Here is a 17523-nt window from a genome sequence, read left to right as displayed (position 1 = left end):
CCATGCAAAGCAAAGGGATGCTGGCTAATATGCTGAGGCGATGGCAACTGTATGTGCTTCTGCTCCCGTCTTTACTCTACATCCTGCTATTCCATTACGTCCCCATGTATGGGATCGTCATTGGCTTTAAAGATTTCAAGTCCAGCAGGGGGATCCTTGGAAGTCCCTGGGTTGGAATGAAGCATTTCAGTGCTTTCTTCGATTCCTTCGTATTCGACATGGTCGTGACGAACACAATCAAGCTAAGTGTGTTCTCGCTCGCAATCGGGTTTCCGATTCCGATTCTATTCGCCCTGCTGCTGAATCAGATTCGGAATCGGTTCGCTCAGCGATTCGTGCAAACGGTTACTTATGCGCCGTATTTTATCTCAACCGTCGTATTAGTGTCGATGTTGAACGTGTTTTTAGCGCCGAGCACGGGGATCATTAATAACTTCATTACGCTCTTCGGCGGTGATGCAGTCAATTTCATGGCCCGGGAAGAATGGTTTCGTACGGTCTATATCTCCTCGGGAATTTGGCAGACGATGGGCTTCAGCGCCATCATCTATCTTGCGGCACTAAGCGGCGTCAATCCAGAGCTGCATGAAGCGGCGACGGTCGACGGGGCAACCAAGCTGAGGCGGATTTGGCATGTCGATCTGCCGTCGATTCGTCCGACGATTACGATCCTCTTCATCCTTGGAATAGGCAGTATCATGTCAGTAGGCTGGGAGAAGGCGTTCTTGATGCAGCAAGGCATGAACTTGCCGATATCAGAGATCATCTCTACTTATGTATACAAGGTTGGCCTGCTGAATGCACAGTACAGCTTTGCGACGGCGATAGGTCTATTTAATTCCATTATCAACTTCACGCTTCTTATTATGACGAACTATGTATCCAGAAAAATGTCCGGAAACAGCTTATGGTAGCTTCCGAATGGAGGAATCAAGACGAATGAAATCCTTGTCCCTGAGCGACAGAATTTTCACTGTCATGAATTACACGCTTATGGCAGTGATAACGCTATGCATCCTTTATCCGCTCTATTTCATCGTCGTGGCTTCGTTCTCCGATCCCAACATCGTTAATCGCGGAGGAATCCTTCTTATACCTGAGCGGTTGTATACGGAAGGGTATGCGAAGATTCTCGACTATAAGCCGCTTTGGACCGGTTACCTGAACTCTATTCTCTACACATCGTGCGGCACCTTCGTTAACCTGGTCTTTACGCTTACGGGTGCTTACGCGCTCTCAAGAAAAGATTTAGTTGGCCGCAAGCCGATTATGATGCTGTTCATCTTTACGATGTTCTTCAGCGGTGGACTTATTCCCAGCTATCTTCTTATTAACAAGCTAGGCATTATGGACACCATGTGGGCGTTGATCCTGCCGGCTTCCGTATCCGTTTGGAATATCATCATCACGCGTACCTTCTTTCAAAGTACGCTTCCGGATGAACTGCTGGAAGCGGCTGTTATGGATGGATGCTCGGACTTCAAATTTTTCTTGTCTATTGTCCTCCCTTTATCGAAGGTTATCGTGGCGGTGATGGCACTATTCTACGGAATTGGACATTGGAACTCGTTCTTCGAACCATTGATCTATATAACGAGCGAAGACAAATTTCCGCTGCAGGTTATTCTACGTAACCTACTGATTACGAACGAAGTCGGAAACGAAATGCTGTCGGACGCGATGTCCATGGCCGAGCGACAACGCATTGCCGAGCAACTGAAGTATGGCGTCATCGTAGCCTCCTGTCTTCCGCTTCTGACCGTGTATCCATTCCTGCAAAAGTATTTTACGCAAGGGGTTATGATCGGTTCGATTAAAGGCTAATGCAAATGGCTTACGGATCCAAATTTGAAAAGGAGGTGATTGTGAGCTCGGTATCGGTTGAATGATCGCATTAGGGGAGTCGACTCAATTCAAATGAAGAGGAGAGACAAGTACAATGAAGAAGATGATTGCTATTCTCTGTACGGCAATAATGCTGCCGGGGATTCTCGCAGGCTGCTCATCGAACAGCAACAATGAGCCTTCGGGGAATAATAAGGCAGCGGAATCCGCAACGACGAAGGGAAATTCCGGTGCTCCGATCCATATCGTCCGGCCTAAAAATCCGCAAAACCTTCCTGTTAATGAAATGATCTGGTATAAAAACTATACAGAAGTATCCGGCATCGATATCGATTGGGAAGAAATTCCGTCGGAGTCTGCTTCGGAGAAAGTGAATCTGATGCTCTCTACAGGAGATCTGCCGGAGGCGTTCCTGCAATCGCTGAATACAAGCATGATCATGAAGAATGTGGATCAAGGCATCTTCCTTCCTATTGAAGATTACATAAAGGATATGCCGAATTTCTCCAAAGTATTGGAGATGCGCCCGGAATACAAAGCGCTGATCACAGCGCCGGATGGCCATATTTACGGACTTCCTTATATTGAAGAGATGTACGGCTTAATCAGTAATCAAGGCATTCTTCATATTTATAAACCTTGGCTGGATCAGCTCGGATTGCCGATCCCGAAGACGATTGACGAGTACCGCGATACGCTTAAGAAATTCGTGGAATCGGATATGAACGGCAACGGTAAGAAGGATGAAATCGGATTGGCGCTGGCTAATAAAGATGTAACCTCGGGCATCGGGCATTGGCGTAACGCAAACGACTTCGGCCAGTTTTTCGGACTATGGGGTCAGGCAGACCGTAACGATAGCCTTGGCGTAGACGAGAACGGCAAAATCTTCAGCACATCGACCACCGATGCGTACAAGACCGGTATCAAATATTTGCACGACATGTACAAGGATGACTTGATTGATCCGGAATATCTGATTACCGACAGTCCGAAGCTTCAAGCTAAATTGAGAAATCCGGATGTTATTGTTGGAAGCGTATTAACCTTCTCAATAAGCGATGTCGTGGATAAGGAACGCTCCAAGGATTATGTAGCTGTACCTTATCTAACAGGACCAGGCGGGGAATTCGGCACCCGAGAGAACCTTGTTGAAATGCATAATCCGGTCGCTTTCGTACTCACGAAGGAAGCCAAAGATCCTGCGAGAATTCTAAAATGGGCTGACGGTTTATACGATCCAAGCTGGTCCGTTCAAACCAACTGGGGCCCGCTGGGCTATCAGTATAAGAAGAATGACGCAGGCGTGATGGTATTTGACGATTTGAAGGATGGACTGAAGACGTACAGTGAAATGCGCAACCGGAATACGATTGGTGGTGGGACACCTGTCGCCGTATTGACGGAGTACTACGATACAGTCGTCGAATATCCGCAGGATGCGAAGCGCCTGTTGGATGACATGAAGGCTGTTGGATTCATTGATAAGCATCTGAAAGATCCTTACATTCCGCACACTATATTCTACGAGCCGGAAGTTGCGGATAAGATGGCACTTCTCTCCGCCCAAGTTTATCAGTTAATGGACAACAATCGGCGCAAGTGGATAACAGATGGCGGCATCGATGAAGCTTGGGATAAATACTTAAAGGATCTTGAAAAAGCAGGCTGGAACGAATTAATCGGTTACGTGCAAGAAGCTTACACGCGTTATCTTGAAAATCAATAAATCCCACAAACCATCCCCCAAAACCAAAAAGAAACCCAACGTTTAAAAAACGTTGGGTTTCTCGACATTCTGAAAAATCCGTGTTTACGCGGTTTTTTTATTTTCTTGATGTTTTTAAAGAAGTGATTTTCCGCTGGAAGGCGGAGAGGTTGCTCACTCGAAGTGAAAGACGATTCGGAGCAAATCTTGAATCATGAGGCGAAGCTCTTCCGAGCTCTTGGCTACCGTTTTATAGCCACGTAATGCACTTATGACTAGGTGCGCCAATCTCATGGAAGTAATTCCTCTAGCAGTGCTAACGTTTTTCTCCAGCAAGTCAGCCAGTAGTATTTCTAATTTCCCATAGCTGGCGTCAAGCGCCTGCCGGGCGAACTGGTACGAGCTGTCCGTTATTTCCTTGTGTTCCGGCGAGTGCAGCGAATCGTCGAAGTTACGGATTGCCCATACATCAATGGCATATAAAATGTTTTCTTCCGTCGTTCTAGGGGTAGACAACCCTTCTTTGATCTCCTCGATGAGGAGGTCGCCATGGTAAACAATCGCGGCGTTAAACATTTCCTCCTTGTTCTTGAAGTGTAAATAGAGACCTGCGCGTGAAATGCCCGCTGCCTCTGCAATTTCATTCATGGATACCCGTTTGTAACCGTACTTAAAGAACACCTCTAACGCCGTCGCGACAATATGCTGTTTCTTTTTATCATCCATATTTCCATTTTATACACTTTACATGATTTGTCTACTTGTATAGTATAGACGTATAGACATTTTAAGTTTTTTGTCTAATATCACATTCGAAGGAGCAAATCACATATGACGACTGAACAAAAACCGTTACATTCGGGATTCGGTCCCGAAACGACCGCTATAGAAGTTTTGGCTGGACATGACCTCAGTGGAAAGTTGGCAATCGTGACAGGCGGACATGGAGGCATCGGTCTGGAAACAACGCGTGCGCTTGCAGGCGCAGGCGCCACTGTCATAGTTGGTGCCCGTGATGTGAATAAAGCACAAGAAGTTCTTGCTTCGCTTAAGAATGTCGAGGTCATTAAGCTCGATCTTGCGAATCCCACTTCTATAGACGAGTTCGCCGCGGTATTCCGTAGTTCCAATTGTACGCTCGACCTTCTGATTCTGAACGCTGGTGTTTGTTTCCCTGCAGTGACTCATGACGACCGAGGTTTCGATGCCCATTTTGCAACGAATTCGCTAGGACATTTTCAACTAACTGTAGGTTTATGGGATGCTTTGAAGCAATCCGGGAACGCTAGGGTTGTCTCCTATTCGTCCGTTGGCCATATGACTGGACCGATCGATTTCGAGGATCTTCATTTTACCAAGAGGCCGTACAACAAATTCGTCTCCTACGGCGAATCGAAGATCGCATGCTCGTTGTTTGCTGTTGAGCTGGATAAACGAGGCCGAGAGCACGGAATACGTGCATTTGCGGTTCATCCCGGTGCAATCCTGTCGGGTTTAACCCGAAACATGAGCAATGAGGAGTTGGCTGCTTGGGGTGTGACTCGGAACGAAGACGGCACTTATACATCCTCCGGAGGCTTCAAATCCGCCGAGCAAGGCGCCGCCACAGCAGTTTGGTGCGCAGTCAGTCCAATGCTGAATGACATGGGAGGCGTCTATTGCGAAGATGGAGATATCGCTGAGGTTGTACCGGCAGACAGCCAACTCCAACGCGGAGTCCGGCCTTGGGCTATTGATCCGGTGTCGGCTGAGAAGCTTTGGACAATCGGCGAAGAACTGCTGCACATTCCACACGGGACGATTCCTAGGAGTCGTGTTTGATTATTGTAGGAATAAAACTAATTATTTATAACTCCGGTAATATTGCTAAATTCTGGAAAAGCCGCAGATGATCGAAGACGAGAAATGGCGCCACAGTTATGAGACCTGTGACGCCATTTCTTTACTTTTAGGTAGGCCGTTTATCTTCTATTTCCTAAACAATTGTTCAATATACCTGCCTAATCTGGCGTTGATTTCTGAAAGCACAACAAATCTCATCAACGAAAATTTATGTTCATAGCCACGACAAATAAATCTATAATGCATGGCATCATCGATACGATCTTCTTCAATGACTTTAATTTGCTGCTCCCGTAATTCTCTTCTCACTTTAACCAAATCCGCATGGATCACATCCAGTAATGCGTTTGCTGAAGCCATATATAAACCTTTGAGGGAATGTTTCGATCGCTCGATTTCTTGACGATTCTTCTCAATGACACTCATTAAGATGGGCAGCAGGACAGACTCCCGTACAAGCTTCAAGGTTTCTTGAGACAACTGCTGCGCAGGTGTTTTGTTGGCAGCTGTTTGCTCATTGTACTGCTCTCGGTGTTCCGGTGATACGAACTTCGTTTCCCAGCGTCCATTGCCAGACAGAAACTTGCTCATTTGTAGTGCCCTCCAATCTTCTGAGCTCGCTCGCGCGCCTGACCTGATTCAAGTAAAGAAGAGGCGCTTAATAGTGCAGCCTCGCCGTAGCGATCTTTAATCATGTCCTTTGCTGCAGCCAGGTTACGTTTGCGCGGCAGGTCTTCAAATAAATCGAGCTGGTAGACGCTGTTGTCGCTTAACTGTGACAGATCAACGGCGAGATGTGTCAGTGGGTTGCCATCCCAGTATTTCAGGAACAAGGAATGTGCAGTCTTAATAATCTGATGCTCTAAGCAGCTGGGGTCGTCGAGTGTAGTTTGCCGGCTGAAACCGCTGGATGAAACGCCGTTCGTCGTCCCGGCACTTACCGTAATGGTACGTCCCTGATACTTATAGTGCCGGCTCGTTCGGCATACCTCGATGACAAGCTCCAGCAGCAGCGGCTCGATGTCTTCTAACGATTGATACCTCCTCCAAGGCAGCGCTCGACCTCGGGTGACTGACTTTGGCGTTCCGAAGGCTTTGGTAACTACGGGACTAGGATCTATGCCTCTTGCCGTCTGCCAATAGTAGGTTGCTTTAATGTCACTTTGTTTCCCCATCCGGATGCGCATGCGCTGCTTTACTTCGTGCAATTCAAGCTTTGCGAGATCGCCGATTGTGTAGATTCCCATTCGAGCAAAGTGAGTCGTCATTTTGCCGGCAACCATGAACATCTTGTCTATCGTAAGCGGCCATAAATCAGAGCTGATATTGTCATTCGATAATGTGAAAATACCGTCAGGATTCTTCTTGGCAAAATTATCCGTAGCCATCTTCGCGAGTATCTTGGTCGGACCAATGCCTACACGAGTCCATACGCCGGTAGAGAGGAGGACGCTGGACTGCATTTGATGCGCGATCTCAATGGGAGAGCCAAACAAATTCATGGAACCCGTAATATCTATAAATTGCTCGTCAATACTGAAGGGTTCGACCAAGTCCGTGAATTCTTTATAAATCTGCGATATCAAGAGCGAAACCGTGATATACATCTGCATTCGAGGACGTATGACAACGATTTGTGGACATTTATTAACCGCCTCACCTAAACGCATAGCGGTAGAAACACCTTGCGCCTTCGCGATCGGACAGGCAGCGAGGACGATACCGCTGCGCCGATCAGGGTCTGCCGCCACAACTACGGGCTTATCTGCATATTGCGTATGTGTGGCCTTCTCTACGCTGGCATAGAAGCTCTGGCAGTCCGCGAGCATGATTACCCGATCTTTACCCCGCATGTCGGATCACCGGGTCTACAGCTTCGTATATAATCACGACCGTCTTGCCGACATACTTACGGAGTGTTGTAGTTGGCATTATTGTCACCTCGATTACGAACGTTTGTTCTTATAATATATACGAATATGCGTTCGTTATGCAATGGGTGAATGTAAATGGAGAATTTTACAAATCGATGTATGCTTGTTCCGAATGATTGTTGTATCATGAATTGAGGTGATTAATCAGGAATGGTCATCAAATCGATTCAGACCAATTATCATAGCTACCTAAGCGAGATAAAGGGCGATATGGACCCGATCATCAAAACAATGAGAAACCAAAATGGAGAGAGATGGCGCGGCAAGGCTTGGAAGGGGCCGGTGAAAACGGTTAGCGGTTATTTCAAGCAGGCTAAACTGATTAAAGGGATCTCCTGGACCACGCTGCCCATAATCGGACCTATCGCGGCCGGAGTTTCAGCAGGGAACTACGCGCAGCTTCCGCTCTGGATCGGTATATTGTCCGCAATAGTGCTCATTCTCGTCATCTACTATTTTCTCGTCCAAGCCTACATCAATAAGATGGCTGCAATCGGACAGCCTGAGTTTCATGTAGAAGCTTTCAAAGCCAAACGTCCGCGCGAGTACGAACAGGTATGGGCCCCTTTTGTGAAGAAGGATGACTTTACCTTTGATGGTTTATATACGCTTGTAAATGCCTTATTCAGCCAGAATGATCAAGATTCCTCCGGCGTCGCTTACGTAGTCGCCTACTCGCAAAGCCAGCATGACTTCATGCAGTCCAGCATTGCTGAGCTGAAGTCCACGATAACCGAGCAGGAAGCGGCAATCGCTATGCTGAAGGATGAATTGGTAGAGTCGGATAGTGCGGTTTACACGTTAACGAAGGTTGTTAAGGCCATAACGGAGAATCAATATCGATACGTGAATGATGCGCTCGCCTTTACCGATCTGGATTTCGTATCGGGCTTTTCTTTATATCGCCGGGAAGGGAATACCCTTAAACTCATTATGGACAAGGGGACCACTGGGAAGAAAAGAGACCTTGATCTGGATAACGATCATGATTTTGCAGCTGTAGCCGCCGCTAAAGACCAGATGGGACAAGCCTACTCGAATAATCCGTATCCGGGAAGACATGTTGTTTCGTTTCGCATGGACATGCTGGAAGAGGAAACGTGGGTATGGTGTTTTCATTTTGATGACGATGATGAGCATGCCTTGTCTCTGATTTTGGATAATGATATCATAGAGTCAAGACAGATTCGTAGAGTTATCCATGCGTTCTGTCTCACGATCCAGAAACGAATGCTTTCTCAGAAGGAGGTTGACTTGGATGCCGGAGCACAATAATCGGGCTGATTATGCCAGTACGATTCGAGTAGTAGAGGATGTTTCTCAACAATCGATTATTCAGAAGCGCCGAGAACAGCGTGAACAACTGCTGAAACGGATCGGTCAGCTGACTTCCACGACAGAGCAAACCATTGAACGACTTTATCAATTAACCCGATAATCGTAAGGCCTTTTGGTAGAGACCAAGAGGCCTTTTCTGTTTAATAGAGCGATTCCTTGGCAACACTGACTACTATTCTCTCAAGAAGGGTGAATAGTATGAGCAAGAAGAAGATTGTGCCATTTTGTCCGAAGCCCTCTCCTGTCAAAGACCGAACCCAAGAAGAGATTCTAGACAATCGCCGAGCTAAGAGAGAGGCCGAACTCGAGAAATTAAGACGGAAAACGAAGTAAGACGTTTCTAATAAAACCATCATTTCGGTGATCGTACAAATGCCCGATGATCCAACAATGGATCATCGGGCATTTGTTGTTTCATTGGACGGGGGATGGAGCCGCGGAGCTTGCAGAGAGATCAAGCTAATATCTTCAACCAAGCAACGGCCGTCTTTACACCTGAGATCCCGGGCTTGGTGCTCGCGCCGAGAAGCGTACCGTCTAACCGGATCGAGACCGGTATTACCGATGAGGAGGAGTAGGAAGCGCGCCTGTTCTGCTTGAACGCATTTAAAATGGCCAGCGCCCCAAGGACGCTGGCTTTTTGCTTTATCGCTTCCAAGTCTAACGGTTGTGACAGTGGCTATTTGGCCTAAATGTACCCTTTTTATTTTCTAACGGTTGCCAGCGAGCTTATTTGATCGTTTTCCACTAGGAATCGACCAATGTGCTGCAAATAACGCCTGTCGCAACCGTTAGAATTTCAAAATGGCATATTTTCATGAAATAGCCACGCTGACAACCGTTACACGTGGATCCATGTTGTACAGACAAAAAAGTGGCTGCCCGAGATTATCTCGGGCAGCCTAAAGGCCAGCGCCCAAAGGCCAGCGCCCAAGGGCCATCGCCTAAGGGCGCGCTGGCTTTCAGTTTCTCACAGCCGCTTGATATACCAAGCGTCGCACGCAAAGTGCTCCGATCCGGCAAGGGGGGCATCAAGCTGCGCGAAGCCATGCTTCGCGTAGAAACGATTGGCTGCGTGCATATTCGATAACGTTTCCAGATAGCACTGCTTGTAATGCTTACGGGCAAACGATAGAGCGGTATCCAGTAATGAAGCCGCAGCGCCTGTACCTCTCGCGTGAGGCAGCATATACATCTTTTGCAGCTCGCAAACGTCGTCAGAATCGGCAAAAGGAGCGATGCCGCAGCCGCCGACCACTTCGCCATCCTGTACCACGACCCAATATCCCCGTCCCTCAGGCCGATAATAATCGGCAAGCCGGCTTAAGCTCTCATCCTCCCACGCCAATCCTTCACGATTGCCTCCGAATTCAATCAGACATGCCCGAATGATTTGTTCTATGGCTGCATTATCTTGCGACTCTATTTCCCTAATGAGCAATGAAATAACCTCCATTCCTATTTGTATTATAGCGTAAATGAGGATGACTAACCGATTCGCGATGCACGCGCACGCCATCAATAATTTGGAAATGAAGTCAGTTTCCTATCATCCGCAACATAGACGATGAATACACCTATCGGTATAATGAGAAGTAATGCATGAATGCGGTTACATCGAGGGTTTCCTACAAATATGCGCAAACTTCCTTATAAAGGAATGATGGTACATTGACCCGTACATGGCTGCGAAAGATGATATGGTCTTACCTCCCGATATTCTTCATCATGTTCTCCTTTCTCTTCTTCGTATTCTTCCAAACGCTCGTCGAGCAGAGCAATCGCAATACCAAAGAATCCAGTAAAGTGTTCGCAGGTCAGCTGCTCCAAACCGTCGATGTCAGCTTAAAGACGCTGGACACGATGATGATCCGCGAGCTGGTATCGAGCAAGCTGCTGAACGATTTCTTCCTGGAGAAGGGCAGCGACAACGTCTTTCTAAACTATCAGGTTGTGAATCGGATGCTGCAATTACAGCACGAAATGTCGATCATCGACTCCTATTATTTGGTCCGATATAAGGATGGCATCGTCTTCAGCGGGATGACAAGCAAGTTGAACGAATTTGAAGACAACGCCTTTATTCGCAGCCAGCGCTACAGCAAGGAGAGTAATTCCTCATCCTGGAGCTCAATTCGGCCTTATCGAGAGCTGGTCGCCCAGAAGCCCAAGAATGTCATCAGTCTCGTACACAAGGTCTCCGTCGGCAACGGCGCGGACGGACTAGTAGTCGTGAATGTCAGCGCGGCATCTCTGCGGAACATCATTAAAGAAATGTACGATCCGGAGCAAGCATTCGTCCAGTTGTACGATCACGATGGAGCGCCGCTGTTTAAGAAGGATGAGGGGCCCGAAACCGGGAAGGTACTGGCGAGTCTGACATCGCCGTATTCCGGCTGGACGGTAGAGAGCGGCATCGTGAACGGGAAGATCGTGTCCGTCATGTCGAACCTCTCGAGCATCTGGCTCGTGCTCGGATTGATTATTTTCCTGGCTGGCGGCGTCTCGATAGTGTATATCACGCGCAAAAGCTACAAGCCAATCGAAGAGCTCGTCTTCCGTATTCAAGATCAATTCGGCTCAGGGAAGCCAACGCTGGGGAGGCTCGCGGTGGATGAGTTTACATTCATCGAGACGGCGATTAACAACTTTGCCGAGCAGACCAAACTGTTTCGCAAAGAAGCCGAGGCAGCGGCTGCTCGAAAGCAGAAAGCCACCTTCAGGGAGCTGCTGCAATTTGAGCGGGGCGAGCAGGCGGAAGCCAGTGACCTGTCCGCGCTGCCGCAGCATGAGAAGCAGCGGGTGTTCGTGATTGAAATTGATCATCCGGAGCAAGTGTTTAATCAGTATAAAAGCCGCGATCAATCCCTGTTCAAATTCGTCATTAGCAGTGCGGCCCATGAATTATACACGCAGCACGATATTCCGATTTGGTTGGAGTGGACAACTCCGCTGCAAATGACGGGCATTCTGTTCATTTCAGACTCTTCAAATGAAAAGGCAGAATCGATCTGTGAGCACATAACCGCGTGGATCCATCAGCATCTGGCCTTTTCGGTGACCATCGGACTTGGGGAGGCGAACGCTGAAGGAGCGGGAGCTTCCAATAAACAAGCACTGGAGGCGCTGACCTTCAAGGCTGCGCTTGGTCACAACCGGGTTATCTACTACAGCGAAACGCAGCAGGGATCGACGGCGAAAGCAACCAACAAGCATCTGCAGGCAATTCATCGGCTTATCCAGCAATTTCGCCTTCACGAGGAGGGCTGGAGGGGAAGTTTCGACGCCCTGTTCAGCGGGATGAGAAGCTGCTGTCTGCCGAAGAGTGAGATCGACGAGCTTTGCCGCTATTTTGTCGCACATATGGATCTTCAGCTTTCTCAAGCTTCGAAGGATTATTATGAGGTATGGATGTCCGAAGCAGCGGTTTCCTTACGCCAAATCATCGACGAGTTCGATACGCTTGACGAGCTGCAAAGCCTGTTCAGCGTGACGCTGCAATCCTTCGCGGGCAAGATGGGGCATATGTACAGCGGTCGCCTGCATCATCAGCTTCTGCAGAACATTCGAGATTACATCGGACAACACTATGCTAATCCGGATTTATCGCTCGAATATCTCGGCGATAAATTCGGCATCAGCGCCAAATATATCAGTCAGCTCTTTAAAGAAGAGTTCGGCGAGAACTTCCTCGATTACCTGTCCCAGCTGCGCATTGCCGAAGCGAAGAAACGGCTGCTCGAGGAGCGGGATTCCATCCAGGAAGTCGGCGAGCACGTCGGTTACTTGAATGCGGCAACGTTCAGGCGCGTCTTTCGTAAAGTGGAAGGCATATCGCCAGTCGATTTCCGTAAGCGCCATGCAATGTAAATGATAGAGGCTGTCCATGAGCAGAAGCACTGCTCGTGGGCGGCCTCTATTGTTGTTCTTAGGCTCCAATCGGAAAGTTGAGCGCTTACGGAAAGTTGAGCGATCGAGGGGGAATATCCAGTAACGGCGCGGCTTTGGAAAAATGCACATCCGGTGGATTAGTGGTTGTTGCGGGCTTTGCATGGCATCCATTATCGTAAAAAGCAATCAAGGCCAACACTTCAATAGGGGATGTGATGAGACAATATGCCTGCATCGACAGGAGTCATCGAAAGGGAGAAATCGGAAGTTCGCGTCAACGGCACCGCGCTCCTGCTGAGGGATCGGGGTAAACGGGTGAAGCGGCATTGGCAGCTCTATCTGCTTGTTCTGCTGCCGCTCGGGTATTTGTTTATTTTCAAATATATCCCCATGTACGGGGCTCAAATCGCCTTTCGGGATTTCAGTCCGGTACGCGGCTTCCTTGGAAGCGAATGGGTCGGTTTAACGAATTTCACCACCTTCTTCAAGTCGCCGAACTTCTGGATGCTGATCAAGAACACGCTCGTGATCAGTATTTACTCGCTGCTCATCGGGTTTCCCGCACCGATTATATTGGCCCTTGCACTGAATGAGGTACGAAGCATGCGCTTCAAACGAATCGTCCAAATGGTGACGTTCGCGCCTTATTTCATCTCGACGATCGTCATGGTTTCCATGATCATTCTGTTCCTGTCGCCCAGACTCGGCTTTATCGATCATATTCTGCGTTTGTTTGGCATGGAAGCCGTAAACTACATGGGTATTCCAAGCTATTTCAGCAGCATCTTCGTATGGTCGAACGTGTGGCAGGGCATCGGGTACGGAGCGGTTATTTATCTGGCAGCGTTGGCCGGCATTAATACCGATTTGTATGAAGCTGCCCGAGTGGACGGGGCTTCGCGTATCCAGAAAGTATGGCATATCGATATCCCCGGCATCATGCCTGCTGCGATTATTTTGCTCATCTTGAATGTCGGGCAGATCATGAACGTGGGTTTTGAAAAAATCTATCTCATGCAAAATCCGCTCAATACGAGCACCTCCGAGGTGATCTCGACTTACGTTTATAAAATCGGTCTGCTCGGCGCGAACTTCAGCTTCTCAGCCGCCGTCGATTTATTCAATTCGGTCATCAATCTCATTCTGCTGTTAAGCGTCAACTATTTCGCAAGACGCCTATCAGACAGCAGCTTATGGTAGGGGGTGTTCACAGGTGGCGCGTACTAACGCAATTCGAGAATCGTTCGGAGACAAGCTGTTTCTGACGGTGGTTTATGCCTTCTTGACGATCATCCTGCTGGCCGTGCTTTATCCGCTCCTGTATATCGTAAGCTCGTCCTTCAGCTCGCCTCAGGCCGTAATCAGCGGGAGAGTATGGTTGTTTCCGGTGGACTTCAGCCTAGCCGGATACAAGGCGATCTTCTCCAACCCGATGATTATGACGGGGTATGGCAACTCGCTCTTCTACACGGGATTCGGGGTCTTAATCAACGTAACCTTGACCGTCATGCTGGCCTATCCACTCTCCAAATCAACATTCTACGGCAGGCATGCCATCATGGTGATCTTAGTCATTACGATGATGTTCAGCGGCGGTCTGATTCCGTATTACTTGACGGTGAAGAATATCGGCATCCTGGACACAAGATGGGCCATGCTCCTACCTGGCGCGATGGCGGTCTGGCAGGTTATCATTGCCCGAACCTTCTTCCAGTCCAGTATCCCCAAGGAGCTTGGCGAAGCCGCAGAGCTCGATGGGTGCTCGGACTTAGGCTTCTTATTGCGGGTCGTATTGCCGCTCTCCAAGCCGATCTTGGCTGTACTGGTGCTCATGTATGCGGTGGGACATTGGAATGCCTACTTTGAAGCGCTTATTTTCCTGAAATCGCAGAAGCTGTTTCCGCTTCAAATCGTGCTGCGTAATATTCTAATCCTCAATTCGATCGACTCGAGCATGATGGTAGACGCGAACAAAATGTCCGCGATGCAGGGGCTGCGAGATTTGTTGAAATTCTCGCTTATCGTCGTCGCTACGGTACCGGTGCTCGCGATTTATCCGTTTGTTCAGAAGTATTTTGTACAAGGCATTCTGATCGGCTCTCTGAAAGGATAATCGGGCTTATTCCGTCCTGGAGGTGATACCGGAAGTTAGCTGCAGCGGGGCATGTGCGGGAAGAGAGAAGCATGATAATATTGAAATTATCGAGGAGGCGTCTGTCTTGAAGATGAAGAGAAGCTCGAAAATGCTAGCTTTACTAGTCATGATCGCGTTAATCATCACGGCCTGCAGCAGCAATAACGGCAATAACGCTAATAACGCTAACAGCAGCGGGGGAACAGACAACGGATCAGGCGATACAGTAGATACCGGTAAAACGGTCACGCTGAATACGTTCATCAGCGTTTCGCCTAAGATTGAGGACATTACTACGAATGCAGTAACGACGTATATGGAGAAGAAGCTCAATATCAAGTTCAAGTTCGATGCAACGCCAAGTGCTAACGCGAAGGACAAGAAGAAGCTGATTCTGGCGAGCGGCGATTATCCGGCCGTGTTCCTCTCCGGTGACTTCACGCAAGCAGAGCAAATCGACTATGGTAAGCAGGGCATTCTCGTACCACTGAATGACCTGATTGACAAATATGGCGATGAAATCAAGCGCGCGTTCACAGAGGACAAGGATCTGAAGGACGCGATTACGGCTCCGGACGGCAACATCTATTCGCTGCCGCACATTAACGACTGTTTCCACTGCTGGTATTCGCAGAAGCTGTGGATTAACAAGACGTGGCTGGATAAGCTGGGCCTGAAGATGCCGACAACAACCGACGAATATTTCGAGGTGCTGAAGGCGTTCAAAACGCAGGACCCGAACGGTAACGGCAAAGCGGACGAAGTTCCGCTGTCCGGTGCATTCAATACTTGGCATGCCATTCCGTCCAACTTCTTGATGAATGGCTTTATTTATGATAATGATGAGGATTTCTTCTACTTGAAGGACGGTAAAGTGCAGCTGGCAGCCAATCAGCCGGAGTGGCGCGAAGGCTTGGCCTACATTAACAAGCTCTTCGGTGAAGGGTTGATCGACAAAGAATCGTTCACACAGAATATCGACCAAATGGCGCAAGTGGGCAATAAAGAAGGCGACAATGTTATCGGCAGCGTGACCGCGGGCCACATCGGCATGGCCTTCAGTTTGGCCGAAGGGCAGAACCGTCATAAGGAATATGTAACGGTACCGCCGCTTACAGGTCCGGGCGGAGTTGCTTATGCCGGCTACTATAAGGCCTACGGTAACGGTCAGTTCGCCATTACGAATAAGGCTACGGAGGAAGAGGCCATCGCAGCGATCAAAATGGCGGATTACATGTATTCCGAAGAGCATGCGATTATGAACGAGTACGGACTTGAAGGCAACTTCTGGGAGAAAGCACCGGATGGCGAGAAGGATGTGCACGGCAATCCGGCCAAGTACAGCTTGAAGCCGAAATATTGGGATATTACGACGACATCCAACGATACATGGGATCAGATGGGCATCACGAGACGGACGCGTGAAATCCGTGAATCCTGGACAGCACCGGCTGATATGTTCTCCCAGCAGGGTTATGAATTCCGTCTCTTCACCGAAACGGCGAATAATTACGAGAACAAGCAGCCGGAAGAGACGTTCCCGCTCACCATCTTCATGGATGAGAACGACGCGAAAGAAACGATTATGCTGCGCACGCAGATCAACGAGTACATTCGCTCCAATATGGCGCAGTTTGTGACAGGCTCGAAGCAGCTGACGGATTCCGAGTGGGATAGCTACGTGAAGGGCTTTGAGGGCTTGAATCTGGCTCACTATCTGGATATCTATCAAAAAGCGTACGATAGCAAGAAGTAATAGGCAGTAGCGTATAAGGCTGTGCGGCTGGGAGTGCGTTCACTCCTGGCAGCATGGCCTTCTTTTTGGGGTTGTGGAAATTTATAACAATCGTTATGCTGTATCAAGCACCAGTTAAATCCATACCTGATGATGGATGTATAAGGAGATGAAAGCAGTGACGAACAAAATTTTGCCAGTCGCCATAATGGGGGTATTACTCTGGATAGGCGGAGCAATTCTGGGAGGACTCTATTATTTTAATAAAATCGCAGATCTGGATAACTTCTATGCTGACCCAAGTCCTGTACCGCTTTTCTTGTATACATTAATCTCGGGAATTGGTTTAATAGTGGCCATATTCTCCGTTATCGTATATGTCACCTCATTGCGGAAAAGATAGATTGTATAAATCCAGACCAGTTTGACCTGTCAATAATTATGACTTAATGTATAAACACGGCGATGGTATACTGAGTGCAGTATAGCCGAATAGCCCGCACTGTTGCTGAACAGTCCGCAGCGATAAAGGAGTAAAGTGATGTTTCATACCGAAGAATACAAAGGCTCACGAGCAGATAATTATGACATGTTAATCCGCCAATTGCACGCGTTGCTTGACGGAGAAAGTGATAGCATCGCTAACTTATCCAACGCTTCGTCGTTGCTCAATCAGTTTTTGGATACCATCAACTGGGTAGGATTTTATCTATACAAGGGCGATGAGCTGGTGTTAGGTCCATTCCAAGGCCTGCCTGCTTGTGTGCGAATCCCGTTATCTCGCGGGGTGTGCGGCAAGGCAGCCAGCGACAAGGCGACGGTTCGTGTAGCCAATGTTCATGAGTTTCCCGGGCATATCGCCTGTGATGCGGCGTCCCAATCGGAGATTGTCATTCCCATCATCAAGAACGGCGAGCTGTTAGGTGTACTTGATATCGATAGTCCGATTCTGGAGCGTTTCGACGAGATCGATCAGCAATACTTAGAGAAGTTTGTAGATGCGTTAGTGTCCCATTTGTAAATGGTCCGAATGAAGTCCGCGTGAATGAACGCGGGCTTTTTTGTGCTTCACCGTTGGATATTCAGATAAGCGGGG

17 protein-coding genes are annotated in these 17523 nt (G+C 48.4%); 13 read left to right on the top strand and 4 right to left on the bottom strand.

Features of this window, described 5'->3' with window-relative positions; genetic code table 11:
* Window positions 1-2: 2 nt before the first annotated feature.
* The 3 genes from AC0YN4_RS17285 to AC0YN4_RS17275 all read left to right on the top strand — a co-directional run bounded on the left by AC0YN4_RS17285 (window position 3) and on the right by AC0YN4_RS17275 (window position 3574).
* Window positions 3-914 (top strand): ABC transporter permease, encoded by a 912-nt coding sequence (locus AC0YN4_RS17285; RefSeq protein ID WP_475782324.1) that lies wholly within the window; start codon window positions 3-5, stop codon window positions 912-914.
* Window positions 915-939: 25 nt separating this feature from the next.
* Window positions 940-1824: a carbohydrate ABC transporter permease gene (locus AC0YN4_RS17280; RefSeq protein WP_475782323.1), complete on the top strand. Its 885-nt coding sequence runs from the start codon at window positions 940-942 to the stop codon at window positions 1822-1824.
* A 115-nt stretch (window positions 1825-1939) separates the two neighbouring features.
* Window positions 1940-3574, top strand: a complete 1635-nt coding sequence (locus AC0YN4_RS17275) for an extracellular solute-binding protein (RefSeq protein ID WP_475782322.1) — start codon at window positions 1940-1942, stop codon at window positions 3572-3574.
* A gap of 153 nt (window positions 3575-3727) precedes the next feature.
* On the opposite strand, the gene AC0YN4_RS17270 is transcribed toward AC0YN4_RS17275, so the two are convergent.
* Complete coding sequence (locus tag AC0YN4_RS17270; protein WP_475836277.1) at window positions 3728-4279, bottom strand: TetR/AcrR family transcriptional regulator; 552 nt, start codon at window positions 4277-4279, stop codon at window positions 3728-3730.
* Window positions 4280-4384: 105 nt separating this feature from the next.
* Between AC0YN4_RS17270 and AC0YN4_RS17265 the strand changes: the two genes are divergently transcribed.
* On the top strand, window positions 4385-5374 hold the full coding sequence (locus tag AC0YN4_RS17265) for an SDR family NAD(P)-dependent oxidoreductase (RefSeq protein ID WP_475836276.1): 990 nt from the start codon (window positions 4385-4387) through the stop codon (window positions 5372-5374).
* A 147-nt stretch (window positions 5375-5521) separates the two neighbouring features.
* Here AC0YN4_RS17265 and AC0YN4_RS17260 read toward each other — a convergent pair whose 3' ends face one another.
* A complete protein-coding gene (locus AC0YN4_RS17260) occupies window positions 5522-5986 on the bottom strand; it encodes a YhjD family protein (protein WP_475836275.1) in 465 nt (154 codons plus the stop codon).
* Window positions 5983-7248 (bottom strand): DNA polymerase IV, encoded by a 1266-nt coding sequence (locus tag AC0YN4_RS17255; protein ID WP_475782318.1) that lies wholly within the window; start codon window positions 7246-7248, stop codon window positions 5983-5985. Before AC0YN4_RS17255 ends, AC0YN4_RS17260 begins: the two co-directional genes overlap by 4 nt.
* A 312-nt stretch (window positions 7249-7560) precedes the next feature.
* Here AC0YN4_RS17255 and AC0YN4_RS17250 point away from each other — a divergent pair, with 312 nt between their 5' ends.
* The 3 genes from AC0YN4_RS17250 to AC0YN4_RS17240 all read left to right on the top strand — a co-directional run bounded on the left by AC0YN4_RS17250 (window position 7561) and on the right by AC0YN4_RS17240 (window position 9245).
* Entirely contained in the window at window positions 7561-8604 is a 1044-nt protein-coding gene (locus AC0YN4_RS17250) for a hypothetical protein (protein ID WP_475836274.1), read from the top strand.
* Window positions 8588-8767 (top strand): hypothetical protein, encoded by a 180-nt coding sequence (locus AC0YN4_RS17245; protein WP_475782316.1) that lies wholly within the window; start codon window positions 8588-8590, stop codon window positions 8765-8767. Before AC0YN4_RS17250 ends, AC0YN4_RS17245 begins: the two co-directional genes overlap by 17 nt.
* Window positions 8768-9110: 343 nt before the next feature.
* Window positions 9111-9245 (top strand): hypothetical protein, encoded by a 135-nt coding sequence (locus AC0YN4_RS17240; RefSeq protein WP_475782315.1) that lies wholly within the window; start codon window positions 9111-9113, stop codon window positions 9243-9245.
* Between the two features lie 392 nt (window positions 9246-9637).
* On the opposite strand, the gene AC0YN4_RS17235 is transcribed toward AC0YN4_RS17240, so the two are convergent.
* Window positions 9638-10108, bottom strand: coding sequence for a GNAT family N-acetyltransferase (locus AC0YN4_RS17235; protein ID WP_475782314.1), 471 nt, complete (start codon window positions 10106-10108; stop codon window positions 9638-9640).
* A 254-nt stretch (window positions 10109-10362) separates the two neighbouring features.
* Here AC0YN4_RS17235 and AC0YN4_RS17230 point away from each other — a divergent pair, with 254 nt between their 5' ends.
* From AC0YN4_RS17230 to AC0YN4_RS17205, 6 genes are all read left to right on the top strand, one after another.
* Window positions 10363-12537 (top strand): helix-turn-helix domain-containing protein, encoded by a 2175-nt coding sequence (locus AC0YN4_RS17230; protein WP_475836273.1) that lies wholly within the window; start codon window positions 10363-10365, stop codon window positions 12535-12537.
* 246 nt (window positions 12538-12783) lie between these two features.
* Entirely contained in the window at window positions 12784-13758 is a 975-nt protein-coding gene (locus tag AC0YN4_RS17225; RefSeq protein ID WP_475782312.1) for an ABC transporter permease, read from the top strand.
* A 13-nt stretch (window positions 13759-13771) separates the two neighbouring features.
* The gene (locus tag AC0YN4_RS17220; protein WP_475782311.1) at window positions 13772-14671 is read left to right on the top strand and encodes a carbohydrate ABC transporter permease; all 900 of its coding nucleotides are present in this window, start codon (window positions 13772-13774) and stop codon (window positions 14669-14671) included.
* 112 nt (window positions 14672-14783) lie between these two features.
* Window positions 14784-16448, top strand: coding sequence for an extracellular solute-binding protein (locus AC0YN4_RS17215; protein ID WP_475782474.1), 1665 nt, complete (start codon window positions 14784-14786; stop codon window positions 16446-16448).
* Window positions 16449-16635: 187 nt separating this feature from the next.
* A complete protein-coding gene (locus tag AC0YN4_RS17210; RefSeq protein WP_475836272.1) occupies window positions 16636-16830 on the top strand; it encodes a hypothetical protein in 195 nt (64 codons plus the stop codon).
* Between the two features lie 138 nt (window positions 16831-16968).
* Complete coding sequence (locus AC0YN4_RS17205) at window positions 16969-17448, top strand: GAF domain-containing protein (protein ID WP_475782310.1); 480 nt, start codon at window positions 16969-16971, stop codon at window positions 17446-17448.
* The last annotated feature ends 75 nt before the right edge of the window (window positions 17449-17523 follow it).

It is taken from the genome of Paenibacillus sp. J22R3 (genome assembly GCF_056269305.1).
The sequence above is the reverse complement of the archived record's forward strand: the minus strand, read 5'-3'. Positions and strand labels throughout refer to the sequence as shown.